Consider the following 16,010-nt stretch of genomic DNA (forward strand, 5'->3'; position numbering starts at 1 on the left):
GAGCGGGCAATGTCGACCTTTGAGCATGTCTTCATCCGCACCCAGCTGGGAGCCTCAGACCTTGCGGCGGAACTCTCTGCGCTCTTGGACCTTGAACTCACCCGTGACGACGAGGGCAGGGTCTACCTCAACAGGCCGGCATCGGCCGGCCGGCCGGGCATCGTCGGCGGAGAGCTGTACGGCAACCGCTACGGGTACCCGCTCAACGATCCCGAAGAGGAGTCGCTCATCGACGGATACGACCTCGTCTGGGACATCGGTTACAGCCGCCGCGACGGGGACGTGCAGCTCGACGAGGCGCGGCGGTTGTTCGAGGAAGTGACGGCGAAGGGCTGCTGGCCGGTCGTCCTACTGCAAGGACTGGATCTTCTCCTTGCCTGCTGGGACGCTCGCAGTGGCTACCAGGAGTTCCCGCCAGGGACGTCCCCCGACGTGGACCATCGAGCGCTGTGGGCGCCTTATCGTCAGCCTCCTCAGGCCTGACCCCGCCAGATGGCTGGCCTCATCGTCTTGAAGCCCTGGCGTCGACTGGGCGGCGACCCGGAGCCAACGCGTTCAATTGTCTAGCCTGCGTTGGACCCCAACCCGATCGACGCGGTAAGCGCGGAGTTAGACGTTCAAGGTTCGGGCAAAAAGTGCCGCGGGCATGATGGTGGCCGCTCGCGCGAGCGGCTATCACGTTCCTGACCTTCGGATCAAGGATCTTCGCACGGCGGGCAAGGAAGCGATGCGCATGAGCTTCGGGGCCGGGCGGCGGATGGCGTCGGACAGCTCAGATTCGGCGCTCCACCGGCGACTTCCCAGCGCAGGTGACGTTCGCACGTTCAGGTCGGCGAAACATGACGAGCTTTGAGCATGTGTTCATCCGTACCCACCTGGGAGCCGCCTGGCGGGGTGACTGCCTCCCGTCGAATAGGGAGCTGAGCCGTCTACGACATCACCATGCCCCCGCGCTCTCGGCCCAGGGGACGACCACGCAGGCAGGAACGACGCATCCGCCTGATCGGCCGCCCCGTCTCAACCCAACCCGCCCCAGCCGGCCCGGCCACGCCCCAGCCCGGTCCGGTGATCAAGAAAAGAGCATCAAAGTCGATCTCGACAATGACCCGGATCTCTTGAGCACCGGCCTCGCTGGGCCGAGCCGGGCGGGGGCGGGGTGCAGCGGGGGGCGGGCGTGGCGTGGCCGGGTTGGCCGGTGATGTCGTAGACGACTCAGCTCCATAGGGGCCGGTTCACCGCATCAGCCGTCACGGCTCCCGGTTGCACCGGTCGCACCACCCAGGTCGACGCCGGTCCGACCAGGCCACCGGCAGCAGGAACGGGCTGGGTGCCCCGCTCCACGAAGGCCGTACAGCTCGCTCATGGCCCGCACGTCGCCGTCCAAGGCGCTGGAGGACACCCGGGGGCGGGCCGACGTCGAACTGACGTCCAAGTCGTACGCGGGCTGCGCGCCGGGCCGAGCGCCTCCCGGTGGTCTTCTGGCGGGTGCACGGCACCGGTGGCGGGAGTCGAAAAGCGGGAAGGGGCGGCGTGCCGCCCCTTCCCGCGCTGCGGTGCACCGCCTCAGGACAGGAACTTGTCCAGGGCCGCCTCGATGGTGCCGCTGTCCGGCGAGGCGTACGACTTCATGGTGACCTTGTTGTACGAGATGAAGCTCGGGCACCGGTTGGCCGGGGCGTTCACGGTGCCGCCGTCGCCGATCTTCTCCGCGGTCTTCGCCGCGTAGAAGGTCATGGTGTAGCGCGACGAGATGTAGGAGATCGTGACCTGCTTGCCGGAGTTGTCCTTGTAGTCGCACTTCTTGGGCGCGCCCTCACTACCCTCGTCGACCTTCAGGCAGGCGACCACCGACACCGACGTGAAGTCGGCCGACTTCGCGTAGTACGGCTTCGCGGAACTGACCGACTTCGTCGACCAGAACGTGGGCCGTTCGATGGAGTTCGCAAAGGTGTACGCCTTCGCGCCGGACGGGCCGCTGTAGGTCGCCGCGTTGAGGATCGGGCTGCCGTCGCAGACGCCCGACAGGTCGCTGGAGTAGCGCGCCGTCACCGCGTTGTTGTTGTTCGGCTGATCCGGGGACTCGGTCGGCTCGGGGGCGGCCGAGGGCTCCGTGCCGGGCTGGGGGTTGCCGGTGGTCGGGCCCGCCGTCGCGGGGCCGGACGCGATCGGGGTGGGGTCCTCGTCGTCGCCGACGAGGGCGAGCCCGATGCCGGCACCGCAGATCGCGAGGACGACGACCACGGCACCGGCGGCCAGGCCGATGATCAGGCCCCGGTTCGACTTCTGCGGCGGCGGGATGGGAGCGCCGAACTGCGGCGGCCCCGGCTGGCCGTAACCGGGCTGGCCGTAGCCCGGCTGGCCGTACGCGGGGTACCCGGCGGGCTGGGCGGGGGCGGGCGGCCCACTCCATGGGGTGACGTTCGGATCCGGCTGCCCTCCGTACGGAGGGTGATTGTTGCTCATCTGAAGCCCTTATCGCTATCGGCGGGTGCCACGGCACGGGATCATGAAACAGGGTAGTGAGCGGCGCAAATTGTCGCCCTCCCGATCGGGGTGGGTGACCGACGTCGATCACGCCACGTCAGGAGTCATGACTTTCCGTGTGTGGCACGCTGCGCTGGCGATTCGCCTCCGATGGGGGAATGGGCCCTTTGGCCGCCGGTTGCGGGTTTCGGGAGCGGGAAACACCGCCCGGTGGACGGTGGGAGCCGTCCCGCCGAGCGAGCAGTTCGAAGTGTGACGCAGATTACTGAAGCGAAGTAGGGGTGGGCCACGGCCCGCCGGGAGCGCGGACGTCCATGCGTTCCACCAGCCCACCCCGGATGGTGTACAGGTGGTGCACCATCTGGTCGGCCAGCACCTCCCCGTCGAGGGTCCTGACGACCTGGTGCACCTCGACGCAGATCCGCCCGTCGGGCTCCGGGGTGATGGCGCGCGGTTCGACCCGGGGGTCGATCGAGTCGAACTGACGCCGCCAGTACTCGCGCACCGCCGCCGGGCCGGTGGCGCGTACGCCGTCGATCATGTTGGGCCAGTCGACCTCTGGGCTGAGAACGGTGACGATGTCGTCGATGTCGCGGGCGTTGAACGAGGCGTACAGGCGGCGGAGCAGTTCCGTCACCCCCGGTTCCAGATCGGTCGTCATGCCCCGAGTCTGGCAGCCAAATCCGGCAGATCAAGTGAATCGCATTATCGGCCGATTTCACGTTTCCGGTGCGGCCTTTCGGCCTCGGGGAAGCGGGTCACATCGGGTTCCAGCCGTCGGAGCCCGCAAGATACTTCTGCGGCGTGTAGTTGGCCGCCTGCGCGTCGCTGAGCTGCGGACGGTTGCTGTTGACGCCCGCGCCGGCACCCGTGTTGCGGTATTCCAGGAACCGGGCGTTCTGCCAGGCGTTGCCGGACATGTCGGTCCAGGGCTGGGCCGTCTTGATGGTGCCACTGAGCGACGACTCCCGGTACAGCACCTGGGCGGTGGGGCCCCACGGCCGGCCGAGGTTGGTGGTGTTGCCGGTCGCGCCGGTGATCGTCGAGCGGTAGATCAGCATCCCGTACGTCTTGGTGGCGGGCGTGCGGGCGGCGGTGATCGGCCCGCCGGTGGACCGCTTCTCGTAGATCGAGGCCCGGTCGAGCACGACGGTGCCGCCGCCGAAGATGAAGTCGACGGTGCCCTCCACGTAGGAGTCGACCACGTAGGCGCGGGTGTTGTCGTTGACCAGGAAGGTGTCCTGGTCGCCGAGCAGCCGCACGTTGCGCAGCACCGCGCGGTCGGCGTTGAGGTGCAGCGCGACCGCCTGCTGGTCGCTGTTGTTCCAGTTCTCGACGTAGTCGTTGGAGATCGTCAGGTTCTCCGCGACGAAGTTGGCCCCGTAGACGAACATGCTGGCGCTGTTGAAGGTGCCGTGGGTGGCGGCGTAGTTGTTGTAGACGAGCACGGTGTTCGACGGCGACGAGCCCAGGCCCCGCAGGGTGATGTGGGGCTTGTTGGCCGGCACCGTGACGACCTCGCGGTAGGTGCCCGGCTTGATGGTGATCGTGACCCGGGAGCTGTTGTTCGTCGGCACCGCGTTGATCGCGGCCTGGACGGTGCGGTAGGTGCCGGTGCCGTCGGCCGCCACGGTCGGCGTCCCGGCCGGCGGCGGGGTCGTCGCGGGCGGGGTGGTCGGCGGTGGGGTGGTCGGCGGCGGCGGCGTCGGGGGCGCAGTGGTCGGCGGCGGGGTCGTCGGGGGTGCGGTGGTGGGCGTGGTCGTGCCGGTGCAGGCGGTGCCGTTGAGGGTGAAGACGGTCGGCGCGGGATTGCTGGAGTTGTTCCAGGACCCGTTGAAGCCGACGTCCACCGTGCCGTTGGTCGGGATCGACGCGGTGTAGTCCGCGTTCGTCGCGACCACGTTGCCGCTGGCCGGGCTCGCGGTGAAGCCCCAGGACTGGGTCACGGCCTGACCGGCGGTGAACGTCCAGCCCAGCCGCCACCCGTTGACGGCGTCCCCGAGATTCTTGATCTTGATGGTGGCGCTGAAACCGCCGTCCCACTGGCTGGCCACCGCGTAGGTGACCTGGCAGCCGGCCGCGGCCTGCGCGGAGCCGGTGGTCGCGACACCCGCGACGACCGTGGTGGCGGTGGTGAGGGCTGCGGCGGCCACCGACAGGACTCGCCGCCGCCTCGACAGAACGTTCACGCTGACTCTCCCCGGGGTCCTGGCCTGCGGGCGGGCCAGCCATCGAGCCTTGCCTATGTTACGGGGGCATATCGTGGCACGTCGCGGACGAGCTGTAAAGCGCTTTCCCAGCCTCTTCGCGGTATCCCGGGAGAGCCGCCGGGGCGGTCGCCGCGACCCGCGCGACGACCGCCCCGCCGGGGACGCCACCGGACCGGGCCGTCAGGGCCGGTCGTCGATCGCGAGGTGGGCCGCGACGGTGAGCAGGTGCCACAGCTCCGGTTCGATCCGGTGCGCCGACGGCAGGCCGTAGAAGCGCCGGGTCCCGTACTCCCAGTCGAGGTCGCGGCGGGCCTCGTCGGCGGCGGCGAGCACGGCGTCCCGGCGGATCTCGGCCAGGCGCGTGGACTGCGCCACCAGGTCCCGCAGGATCAGCCCCAACCGTGCCTCGTCGCCGACCTGCTGGTGGGGCAGGCCGCGCTGCGACCGGGTCGTCCAGCCCAGAACGTGATCGCCGCCGTCGGAGGCGAGGATCGGCGACAGCCGCTCGTTGGCCAGGGCCACGGCCGCCGCCCGCAGCAGGTCGGCGTCGCGGCACAGCAGCAGCAGTTCCCCGCCGAGGCGGCCCAGCGGCCGGGCCAGGACGCCGTCGCCGACCAGCTTCTCCGAGTACGCCTCCAGCACCGCCGCGTTCTTCTCCTCGGCGAGCACGTGCGGCGACGGCGGGCTGGCCCGCCGCTGCTCGTAGGAGCGGCGTAGGTCGGTGAAGCCGTCGAAGGCCGCCAGCCGCAGCGAGTGCCGGGAGGCGAACAGCACGATCTTGTCGGTGACCGGCCGTTCCTCGGCCTCGTTGGAGGGGACGATGTCGTTCAGGTCGACCCGCTGCTGACGCAGGAACGCCCACAGGTCGCGGCTGAGCGCTTCACCCGGCGCGCCGGTCGGCGGCAGCGCCGCGAAGGCGTACACCTGCTGCTGCGGCTCGCCGTCGTCGTCCCGGGCCAGGTTGACCAGCCGGCGGTGCTCCTCGTCGTCGTAGTTGACCAGCCAGTCGCTGCCGTCGAGCAGCTCGCGGCCCAACTCGTCGGCCGGCACCCGGGACCGCTCCAGCAGCTCGAACACCGAGATCTGGCGCAGCGGCGCGATCAGCGGGCGGGCCCGGTCGCGCAGCGCCCGCACCACCGCCGCCGCCGGGCTCCCGGTCCTCGACGTCGACGCCAGCGCCAGCGTCGCCCCGCCCTCGGCGAGCGACACCCGCCAGGCCAGCGCCGAGGCCACGTCGGCCAGCCGGGGCCGCCGGCCCTCCCGGTCGGCGCCGCCCACCGACCGGTCGTACAGCCAGTCCTCGGTGTGGTGGTCGTCGACGGCGGGCACGACCCGGCGCAGCGGGAAGCGCTCGGCCTGCCGCCGCTCGTTGCGGACGTCCTCCATGGCCAGGCGCACGACGCGCGTCGCGTCGTCCACCGCGTCCCGCCAGCCCTGCGCCTCCTTGCGGACGACCGCGACGGTCTGCATCATGCGCTCCAGCATCAGCAGCGTCCGCAGCTGGCAGTCGTGCTGGTAGTGGGCGGTCAGCAGCGCCTGCTCGGCCGCCAGGTAGTCGAGCTGGTGCCGGCCACGGCGCAGGCCCCGGTCCTCGCGGACCCGCTCCTCGGCCTCGTCCCGCGCGGCCTTGGCGACGCCGGGATCCGCGCGGGGGGCCTGCTCGACCCGGCTGCGGAACAGGTCGAGGCGCTGCTGCACCCGGTCCAGGAAGGCCAGCCCGCCGCGCGGGCCGCCGTCGCGCCGGGACATGATCCGGGCCACCGCGCCGCGCAGGGCGATCCCCCACTGCCGGTCGGTCTCCCGGGCGTGGTGGTCGGCCACCGGGTGCCACTGCTGCTGCGTCTTGAGGGTCAGCGGCACGTTCTGCTCGCCCCAGAACACCCGCAGCGTCTCCTGGGTGGCGTCGACGACGACCTGCCCCCGGTGGTCGGTCCGCATCGGCCGGATGTCCTCGAAGGGCAGGCGCAGGTTGGGCAGGTCCGGCAGGCGGGGGCCGCCGCCGGGGGCGGTCAGCCAGCCCGACGACGGTGCCAGCAGCCCCTCCCGCGCCGGCTCGCTGTCGAGCTCCTGGAGCACCGGCGGCGGCTGCGCGCCCTCGGCGTCCCGCTCGTCGGTGGCCCCGGAGAGGAACTGGTCCACCTCCGGGCCCAGGTCGCCGACGGCGGTGGGCAGCGCGGCCAGCACGTCGGCGGCGGCCCGGTCGACCAGGCCACGGATCACCGGCTCCCAGGCGTACTCGACGAGGTAGACGCCGAAGGTGGAGTAGAGGTCCGTCGCGCCGCGCGTGTACTTCTTCGCGTTGACCCGGTAGCTGCTGAACGCGGGCCCGACCGTCGGCAGCAGGTGCGCGTAGACGGCGTCGGCGACCGCGACGGGGCAGACGGCCTCCGTGTCGTACGCCGGCAGGTGCCGGCCCGACGAGCGCGACCGGCGGCCGTCGATGAAGTACGTGTACTGCGCCGGCGCGGCGGTCATCTCGTGCCGGTTCCGCGCCGACCAGCGGAACTCCGCCGGGTGGGCGCGGTCGCTGTTCATCAGGCGGTCCAGTTCGCGCAGCAGCGCGTACCCGTTGGCCTCGCTGCGGGTGCGCTGCGGCCCGTCGAGCCGCCGCCGGAACGCGCCCGAGAGCACGCAGAACAGCGTCACCGTGAACCCGCCGCCGTGCTCCTGGCGCAGCTTCTGGAGGTACGCCAGCACGTCGAGCAGGATGCCCGCGCCGGTGCCGCCCGCCGTCGAGCTGACCACGTAGATGTTCGGCATGCTGTCGGCGTCGACGAGGGTGAGCTGGTCGAGCGCGTCCTCCAGCCGCTTCGTCACCGGCGTCGCGCCCAGCACGTCGGAGAAGAACGCCAGCCGGCCGAACGACCGGATCTGCCCGGCGCCCTCCACCAGGAAGGACAGGGCCTCGTCGTCGCGGATCTCCCGCGCGTCCTGCGGGCCGAACCACGGCACGACGGTGGGGTAGAACTCCTGCGCGACGTCCCGCCCCTGCCGCACCTTGTCGATCATGGAGCGGACCGAGCCGTCCAGGTACAGGTCCTCGGTGTCGACGTCGAGGCTCACGCCGTCGACCTGGGGGCGCGTGCGCCGGTCCACGTCGAGGGCGCGCAGCAGGACGGGCCAGTCGTAGGGGCGGCCCGCCGTCCGCTCCGACGCGCCCGGGTCGAGGCGCAGGTCCTGCCAGCGCTGCTCGACCGCGAGCCGGTGCTTCAGGTGGGCGGCGGCGATGCTCCCGGTGCCGCCGAGCCCGATCACCAGTGCTGGGAGCACGATGTCCTCCATGTCCGCCGTGAGGCTGTGGTCAGGGTTGGTAGGTGAAGGTCGTGCCGTCCGCAGCCGACACCGGCTGCCGGGGCCGGCACACCACGCGCTGCCGGCGGCCCGCCCGGCGGTAGTCGATGTGCAGCACCAGCTCGGTGCCGCTGCCCACCGTCCGGCGTCGCCGCTGCGCCCGGACCGTGCCCGTGCCCTGCGTGCCGCCCCGGCCGTGGGCCGCCGGGAAGCGCACCCTCCGGCCGCTGAGCAGTTGCCGGTACGGCGCCGCCGCGCCCGGCTCGGCCACCAGCAGGTGTCCGCCGCCCATCGGCTTCCAGCGCCGCCGACGCAGCGTCACCACCAGCACGGCCAGCGCCACCAGCGCGAGCCCGGCCACGACCACCAGCCAGATGGGGATCCCGCTCGCCGTCCTGGCCCCGGCCGCCCGCGCGGTCACCGGCTGCGGGCCGAACTCCAGGCCCAGGTCGCGGTCGATCACGTCCCGCCACGGCGAGTCGACGGTGCCCACCAGGCGGACCTCGCCGTCGGTGGTGCGTTCGCCGCCGACCCAGGTGCCGGGCAGCGCCTGCGGCCGGAGCCGGACGGTGACCCGCTGCTCGGGCGCGCCCGGGTCGAGGGTGACCTGCGCCGGTTCGGCCATTCCCGTGACCCGCAGGCCGTCCACCTCGACGGTCAGGTCGCGGACGGTCAGCGGGACCCGGGTGGCGGCGCTGCGGATGCGGGCCACCACGTCGACCGGCGCGTCGCCGACCACGACCGACGGCGGCTCCAGGGTGATCGTCGCGGCGAGCCGGTCCCGGGACACGTACGCGGCGGCCTTCTCCACGGCGATCCGGTCCCGCACCCGGCCGAGGTAGTCGCCCACCTGCGCCGGGGGCAGGTCCATCAGCACCGTGTCGTCGAAGACCTCGTCGAGCAGGCGCACGTCGGTCCGGCCGGTCAGCGGGACGCCGAGGGCGCGCACCGAGCGGCGCTCCTCCACCGCCCGCGCCCGCTTGCGCAGGTCGGCGAAGGCGCCGTCGCCCGAGCGCGCGTACCTCGACCCCGGCGGCGGGTCCTGGACGCCGTCGGTGAGCATGATGACCGTCGCCGGGGCGGCCTCGCCGGGCTGCTCCACGATCTGCAACGCGGCCTCGATCGCCGCGCCGATGTCGGTCCGCTGCCCCTCGGCTCGGCGCGGCAGGCGGTCCAGGACGCCCGCGCCGTTCGCGCCGATGTCGCCGCTGAACACGGGATCGGGGCGCTCGGCGAACGCGATCAGGTGCAGCCGGTCCACCGGGGCCAGGCCGTCGAGCAGCGGGCGCAGCGCCGCCCGCGCGTCGGCGTACAGGTCGCGCCGGCCCTCCTGCATGGACGCCGAGACGTCGAGCAGGACGACGTAGTCGGCGGGCAGGGTGTCGACGCGCAGGCCGCGCAGGACCTCCGGCAGGGTGGCCTGGTCGGGGGCGGAGCCGGCGCGGGCGGGCGCGCCGACGACCGTGAGCAGCGCCAGCAGGCAGGCCGCGAGCGCGGACCGGACGGCACGTCTCGGCATGGGGCTCCTCCTTCTAGTGCGTGGCGCCGTACACGACCCGGCCGGGCTTGTCGCCGAGCTCGGTGCCGCGCAGGTGGGGCCGTAGGCAGTCGAGGACCAGGCCGTCCGACTCGGACGCGCTGGTGAGCCGCACGTCGTCGCGGCCGTCGGTCAGCCCGTTGTTCTTGGCCTCGGCGTACCGGCCGGCGATCTCGGTGATCACCACGTGGGGCGCGTGTTCGGCGGCGACCTCCCGCACGAACCGGACCGTCTCGTCGCGCAGCCGGTGCCACCAGCTGTCCGGCGCGACGAGCGGACGGTGCACGACCATGCGCAGCCCCTCGGCGAGTTGGGCGGCCCGCAGCACGCACCGCTCCGTCTCGCCCCAGGCGACCGCCTGGCTGAACTTCGCCAGCCGCTCGGTGAGCAGCTCGGTGTAGCCGACGCCCTCGTGCGGGTCCCGCAGCGGCGTGAGCTGCCAGGTCCGGGCGCTGTGCGCGGCCTCGTCGGCCGCGGCCAGCCAGCTCATCTGGTGGGCGAGCCCGGCGGCGAGGTCGTGGCCCGGCTCGTTGCCGGACAGCGGCGCGGCGACGCCGCCGGCCTTCGACGCCCGCGGGTCGGCCAGGACGCCGGGGTAGCGCCCGCACGCCGGCACGAGGACCCGGCCGGGCACCGTGGCCGGCGCGGGGACCCGCTGCCAGTTCTCGGCCGGCTCCAGCCAGTACGCCGGGGCGGCGGAGCGCATCCGGGCCGTCCAGAACGCCTCCAGCGCCGGGGGCAGCCGCAGCAGGCTCAGGTGGAACGCCCGCCACCGGTCGACGAGCTCGAAGCCCGCGGGGACGGGCCGGCCGCCGGTCCAGCGGCGCACCTCCGCCTCGTCGGCGAACTCCACGAAGACCTGCTCGATGGCCCGGCGTACCTGTTCGCCGGCCTCGCGGACCTCGGGGGCGACGGGCCGGGCTCCCGGCACCGCCCAGCCGTCCACGTCCGGTCGGTGCGGCGTGCCCCCGCCGGTGGCCGGCGCGCCGGCCACGGCCCCGTCGTCACCGGGCGGGACGGCCCGGCCGGTGACGGTGCCGACGGCCGGATCGGCCTGCCGCGCCACCTGCGCCGCCGCGGCCTCCGCCGCCCCCGCCGTCGCCGGCGCCGGCTCCGTCAGCGGGGCCGGGGCCGGCCGGCGGTCCAGACGGGACACCAGGCGGCGGTACAACTCGGCGACACACTGCCACATCTCGTCCTCCTCGCCGGGGACGCCGCGGCGGGCCCGGTCCATCGCGGCCCGCAGGAGCCCCTCCTGCATGACCCCACCGAGCCGGGTCACGTGTTCCCGGAACAGCTCGGCGTAGCGGCCCTCGGCGCACAGCACGGTGGCGAGCAGCTCCTCGAAGGGCACGTCGGTGAGGTGGGTTCCGCTGTCGGTCACTGGGTCTCGTCCGTCCATCAGTGGGTCCCGTCGAACGGGTTGTCGTGGTCGTCGGCGTCCAGCTGCGGCGCGCCGAGGCGCACCCGGAGCACCACGCCGGGGTGGGTCTCCACGTCGAGCGGGTCGTCGGTGGTCCACCGGGGCGGGTCGCCGGCGTGCACCCGGACGACACCGTCGGCGTCCAGGCTCACCAGGTGCGGGCCCCGCGCCCCGGGCACCGCCGACAGCGTCCCGACGAGGTGGTCCCGGCCGTCGTCGGTGCGGTAGAGCAGGCCCCACCGGCCGTCGTCGCCCGGCGGCGGCAACGCCCCGACGCCGAGCACCCCGGCGCGGGTCTCGCCATGCTCGTCGACGAACGTCTCCCGGGAGGCCGGGGCCGCGTCGGCGCCCCGCAGCGCGGGGCGCGGCGGCGTCTCCCGCGCGCCGGCCACGTGCAGGCGGTCGGCGTGCGCCGTGGCGTCGGCGACGTCGCCCCGCAGCTCCGCGGGCAGCCGCGGGGCCGGCTCCGCGCGGTCGATCCGCAGGTACGGCCGTTCCCCGCGCCACAGCAGCAGGTCGAGGTTCCCGGCCGCGTCGACCTCGATGCCGGCCCGGATCTGGCGCGGCCAGAGCCGCCGGTCGAGCCGCCGGGACGCGCCCGACTCCGCGAGCCGGGAGTCGAGCTCGCTCCACCGGAACACCCCCCACGGCACGGGCTGCCCGCCGTCGACCTCCCGCCGGATGATGCACCGGTCGCCGAGCGGGCCGATCGTGGCGAAGGCGCGCAGGCTGCCGTCGGCCTGCTCGCGCAGCGGGGTGCCGGCGGGCAGGAGCACCCGCCCCTGGTCGGCGCGCCCGGCCATGCTCAGCGCGCAGGGCAACGCCTGGAGCATGTTGTCGACCTCGACGGCGACCTCCGTGGCGCCCTGGCGCAGCAGTTCCTCGTCGGCGTCCGGGGCGCCCAGGGAGGCCAGCGACGCCGCCCACGCCGCGCCCATCGACGCCGCGTTCTTCGCGTACGTCCGCTCCACCACGACCCGCACCGGCGGCTCGCCGCGCCGGCTGCCGGCGGCCAGTTCCCGGCCGACGACGTCGGCGGCGAGGGCGAGCTGACTCGCCTTGCCGGTGAGGATGACCCGGTCGAGCCGGTCCGCCCCGTCCAGGCGGGCGCGGGCGAGACCGGCGGCGAGCCGGCTGACCTCCACCAGCATCGGCTCGGTCACCTCGACGAAGTGCGCGTAGGACAGTTCGAGCGGCCCGCCGCCGATGCCGGGGGGCAGCTTCGCCGGCACGCCGTCGGCCCGGCTGACGATGTCCTGCACCACGTCGGCGGGCAGCCGGAACGGGCGGCCGGGCGCGACGTCGATCTTCGCGCGTTCGGCGAGGTCCCACAGGTCGCCGAAGGTCCGCTCCCGGCCCTGCGGGCTGCCGGCGACGCCGGCGGTGCGGGTGCCGAGCACCCGCTCCACGTTGTCGCGGAACCGCCGGCCGGCGGGCCCCTCGGGGACGGCGGTGTCCCGGCGCAGGGCGCCCAGCGCCTGACGGACGAGCCGGCCCGGCACGTACCGGCCGTCCTCGCGGCAGGACGCGTCGAGACCGGCGGTTACGGTGTCCTGCCACTCGCGCCAGGCCCCGGCCTCGCCGAGCTGGTCGGCGCCGGTGTGCCCGGTGGTGAGCAGGTGGTCGGCGATGATCGCCTTGAGCAGGTGGAAGACCTGGAGGGTGAGGAAGTCCCCGCCCCGCCGGGCCCGCCCGCTGGTGCCGCGCAGCTGGGGCAGCAGCCGGTAGTAGCGGCCCGTGGTGCCCGGTTCGGCCCCCGGCAGCTGCGGCGTCTCGTCGCGCAGGTGGACGGTGACGAGCGCGATGTCGGTGGTGCCGCCGCCGATGTCGACGACGAGGGAGTTCTCGATCCAGTGCCGCTGCCCGCCGGGGACCGGGCGGAACCGGGCCCGCAGGGCCTCGATGCCGATGGCGTAGTTGGCGCCGAGGTCGCGCATCAGGAAGAAGAGCGCGGCGGAGATCGCCTCGTCGTAGCGCAGGTCGGCCTCGCCGACGCCGAGCACGTCGGTGAGGACCCGCGCCAGGCGTTGCCGGGCCGACGGCGGGGCCATCGTCGGGTAGGTGGCCACGACCTGATCGACGTGGCCGCTCTCCAGCCGGTCCGGGTGGGCCCGGGTGAACTCGTCGGTGCGGTCGAGCAGGAAGCCGAAGGCCCCGCCGAGCAGCGCCTCCACGTCGACGGTGCGGTCGTCGTCGCGCAGCGCGACGCGGAAGGCGGGGTCGTCCAGGTGGTGCTTGAGGCCCCGTACGGAGGCCAGCGGGGTGCCGTCGCCCAGTGGCGGCCCGAGGCGCACGCGCAGCTCCGGGTCGACGGCGGTGACGTCGAGCCGGCTCGGGACCTCCTCGGCCTCGATCGCGCTGTCCAGCCGCACCGGGAACAGGCAGTGGTGTTCCAGGGCCGGGGTGGCGAAGGCGGTGTCGTAGCAGTGGTGCAGGCGCCCGGCGAGCCAGGCCGAGAAGGGGGCGGTGCCGCCGGGCTGGGCCAGGTCGAGCGCCAGCAGCACCCGGTGCAGGAGGCCGCCTCCGGCGGCCTCGTCGCTCTCGACGGCCTCGACGAGACCCTCGACGTCGGTGCCGGTCAGGTCGCCGGCGATCCGGTCGCGCAGGGCGGCCCACTCGGCGCGGCACGCCCCGGCGCGGGGCGTGGCGAGCTCGTCGTCGGCGGGCTCGGCGCGCAGCAGGGCCACGGTCTCCCGGCACAGGACGGCCCGCTGGTCGGCCGGCATCGGCAACTGCGGCGGCGGCCGGTACGGGTCGTAGAGGGTGACGGTGGAGTTGGTGGTGCCAAAGTCGACGGCGGCCAGCCCGCCGTGCCGGTCGGGGAAGCGGCGCACACCCGGCCGGATCCGTCGCCCGACGCCGGGCGGGCGGGGGTCCTCGCTGCTCATCTGCCCTCCTCGGCGGTGCGGGACATCCGGTTGCCCTCCTCGGCGCGCGACGACAGGTCGTCCTCCTCCAGCAGGGCCTCCACCCGCCGGGCGAGGACCTGCGGGGGGTCCGGCTCGACGCCGGGGTCGACGCCGGCCAGGGCCCGGATCTCCGCGTCGGTGCGGGGCAGGGCGGCGCGCAGCTCCCGCAGCGCGTGGCGGATGGCGTCGACCCGGCGGGCCTGTTCCACGGCGAGGCCCTCGACGGCCAGCCGCCGGACGGCCTCGACCAGTTCGCGGCGCACCCGCATGACGGTCGCCTGGTGCCGGCCGGGCCCGTGCGGGTCGTGCCAGGGCAGGGGCCGGTCCGGCGCGAGGGGGAACGCCTGGCGCGCGGCGTCGGCGTCGACGGGCGACGCCCCGTCGGCCGGGCCGGCGTGGGTCAGCCAGTCGAGCTGCACGGCACGCCGCAGCGTGGTCAGCGCCGCGTCGCGGCCGTCCCCGTCCCCCCGCTCGCGGGCCGGTTCGACGTCGTCGAGCAGCACGGCCTTCAGCGGGCCGAGCCGTGGGGAGCGGCGCTGCCGCCAGGCGGCGACGGTCGCGTCGACGACCTCGCCGACCACCGACGGCAGTTCCCGCAGGGTCGCGCGGAACGTCGCCTCGAACACGTCGGGGCGCGCGGGCGGCTCCTCCCGGTCGAACCCGTCGCCGGGCTGCACGTGCTGCTCGGCGACGGCCGCGAACAGGACCGCCCACTGCGGCCACGCGTGGACCCGGGCCACCACCCGCTGGGTGACGGCGTCCTGCGGGGTCATCCCCCCGTCGAGCCGGGCTTCGGGGCCGGCGACGCCGCGCCCCACGTCGTCGATCAGCGCGGTGAGTTCCGTGCCGATGCGGCCCACCAGGTCGCGCAGCCGCTCCTGCGCGGCCGGGGGCGGCGGTGGGGCGGCGGGGGGCTCCTCGTCGAGCGCGGCGACGGTGGCGCGCAGCACCCGGCGCAGGTCCAGGTGGGCCGCGTGGGCCCGGGTGGCGCGCGCCGCCCGGCCGGCGTCGCGGCCCGCGCCGAGCAGGGCGGCACGCAGGTCGTCGGCGGGCGCGGGGGCGGGCGGTCCGGCGCGCAGCGCCGCGCTGCCCGGCCCGGTCAGGACGGTCAGCTGGGGGTACCCCCGCACGGCCCGCACGGCGTCGCCCCGCGCCCCCGACAGGAGCACGGCCGCGCTGGCCGCGCCGAGTTCGTCCTCGATCAGCAGGTCGGCGCGGCCGGTGCGCAGGTGGGGGGCGAGCACCGGCAGGTCGATCAGGTCCAGGGGCTCGTCGGCCAGCGGCCACCGGTCGTGCGGCACGTCCACCTCGACGGTCACCCGCCGCACCACCGGGAAGACCCGGTGCAGGACGCTCTCGGTGAGTTCGGTGCCGGGCTCGTACGGGCCGGGCGCGGTGGCGTCGGGGAACGGCGCGACGCCGCCGGCCGCCCCGCCGACGTGGAACGGCATCGTCGCCTGGTGGACGGCGTCGAGTCGCGCCGGGACCCCCTCGACGCCGAGCAGGTGTTCGGCGAAGACCTCGGCCCGGTGCAGCGCGACGAGTTCGGTCAGGCCGGCGCGGCACCGCGCGTCGGCGGCGGGCCAGAGCCGCCGGGCCTGCGCCAGCGCCTGCGGCCAGTCGGCGGCCGACGCGGGCCCGTCGCCGAGCCGGTCGAGCAGCCGGGACCGGCAGCGCGCGATCCCGGCGCGGTCCAGGAAGGACACCGAGACGGCACGGACCGCCGCCCGTTCCCGGGCGACGGCGCGCAGGCGCACCGCCGTGACGTACCCGAGGGTGGACCGCCGCGGGGTGAGCGCCGGCGCGCCCCCGCCGAGCAGCGGCGGCCACAGGTGGTGGCTGACGACGTGGTCGTCGTCGCCCTCGGCCAGCAGGGCGACGGAGACGGGCGCCTGCGCGACGCGCACGACCCGCTCCGACGCCGCCCGGGCGGCGTCGGCGTGCGGGCCGCCCGGCAGGGCCGCGGTGACCGCGGCGAGCAGGCGCTCGGCGCGCTCGCGGGTCCGCACCGCGGGGTCTGTGCGGTGTGTCGGCACGGGTGTCCTCCGGTCAGGGGTACGGTCGACCAGCCGTCGTCCGGCCAGCGTCGGGCCACCGGCGATCGGGAGAGGGCGCGGGACGATCGGGAGGTGGCGAGGGGAATTGCCGCGCCTCGG

Annotated in this window: 9 protein-coding genes; 1 reads left to right on the top strand and 8 read right to left on the bottom strand. The window is 74.6% G+C overall.

The annotated features are described in order from the left end of the window. Positions 1-9: 9 nt before the first annotated feature. On the top strand, positions 10-483 hold the full coding sequence (locus tag HDA31_RS16660; protein ID WP_178064497.1) for a hypothetical protein: 474 nt from the start codon (positions 10-12) through the stop codon (positions 481-483). Positions 484-1,563: 1,080 nt separating this feature from the next. Here the strand turns inward: HDA31_RS16660 and HDA31_RS16665 are convergent. The 8 genes from HDA31_RS16665 to HDA31_RS16700 all read right to left on the bottom strand — a co-directional run bounded on the left by HDA31_RS16665 (position 1,564) and on the right by HDA31_RS16700 (position 15,863). Continuing rightward, on the bottom strand, positions 1,564-2,463 hold the full coding sequence (locus HDA31_RS16665; protein ID WP_178064496.1) for a hypothetical protein: 900 nt from the start codon (positions 2,461-2,463) through the stop codon (positions 1,564-1,566). Positions 2,464-2,746: 283 nt separating this feature from the next. Continuing rightward, positions 2,747-3,145 carry a nuclear transport factor 2 family protein gene (locus HDA31_RS16670; RefSeq protein ID WP_178064495.1) on the bottom strand — a complete coding sequence of 133 codons (399 nt, stop codon included), beginning with the start codon at positions 3,143-3,145 and terminating at the stop codon, positions 2,747-2,749. A gap of 97 nt (positions 3,146-3,242) precedes the next feature. Next, positions 3,243-4,673 carry a pectinesterase family protein gene (locus HDA31_RS16675; protein WP_246384585.1) on the bottom strand — a complete coding sequence of 477 codons (1,431 nt, stop codon included), beginning with the start codon at positions 4,671-4,673 and terminating at the stop codon, positions 3,243-3,245. 201 nt (positions 4,674-4,874) lie between these two features. Further along, positions 4,875-7,964 (bottom strand): tubulin-like doman-containing protein, encoded by a 3,090-nt coding sequence (locus tag HDA31_RS16680; RefSeq protein WP_178064494.1) that lies wholly within the window; start codon positions 7,962-7,964, stop codon positions 4,875-4,877. 31 nt (positions 7,965-7,995) lie between these two features. Then, entirely contained in the window at positions 7,996-9,504 is a 1,509-nt protein-coding gene (locus HDA31_RS16685; RefSeq protein WP_178064493.1) for a vWA domain-containing protein, read from the bottom strand. Positions 9,505-9,517: 13 nt separating this feature from the next. Continuing rightward, positions 9,518-10,906: a hypothetical protein gene (locus tag HDA31_RS16690; RefSeq protein ID WP_178064492.1), complete on the bottom strand. Its 1,389-nt coding sequence runs from the start codon at positions 10,904-10,906 to the stop codon at positions 9,518-9,520. A gap of 17 nt (positions 10,907-10,923) precedes the next feature. Continuing rightward, entirely contained in the window at positions 10,924-13,833 is a 2,910-nt protein-coding gene (locus HDA31_RS16695) for a hypothetical protein (RefSeq protein WP_178064491.1), read from the bottom strand. Beyond that, positions 13,830-15,863 carry an amino acid adenylation domain-containing protein gene (locus HDA31_RS16700; RefSeq protein ID WP_178064490.1) on the bottom strand — a complete coding sequence of 678 codons (2,034 nt, stop codon included), beginning with the start codon at positions 15,861-15,863 and terminating at the stop codon, positions 13,830-13,832. Before HDA31_RS16700 ends, HDA31_RS16695 begins: the two co-directional genes overlap by 4 nt. Between the last annotated feature and the right edge of the window lie 147 nt (positions 15,864-16,010).

It is taken from the genome of Micromonospora carbonacea, from assembly GCF_014205165.1.
Classification (GTDB): domain Bacteria; phylum Actinomycetota; class Actinomycetes; order Mycobacteriales; family Micromonosporaceae; genus Micromonospora; species Micromonospora carbonacea.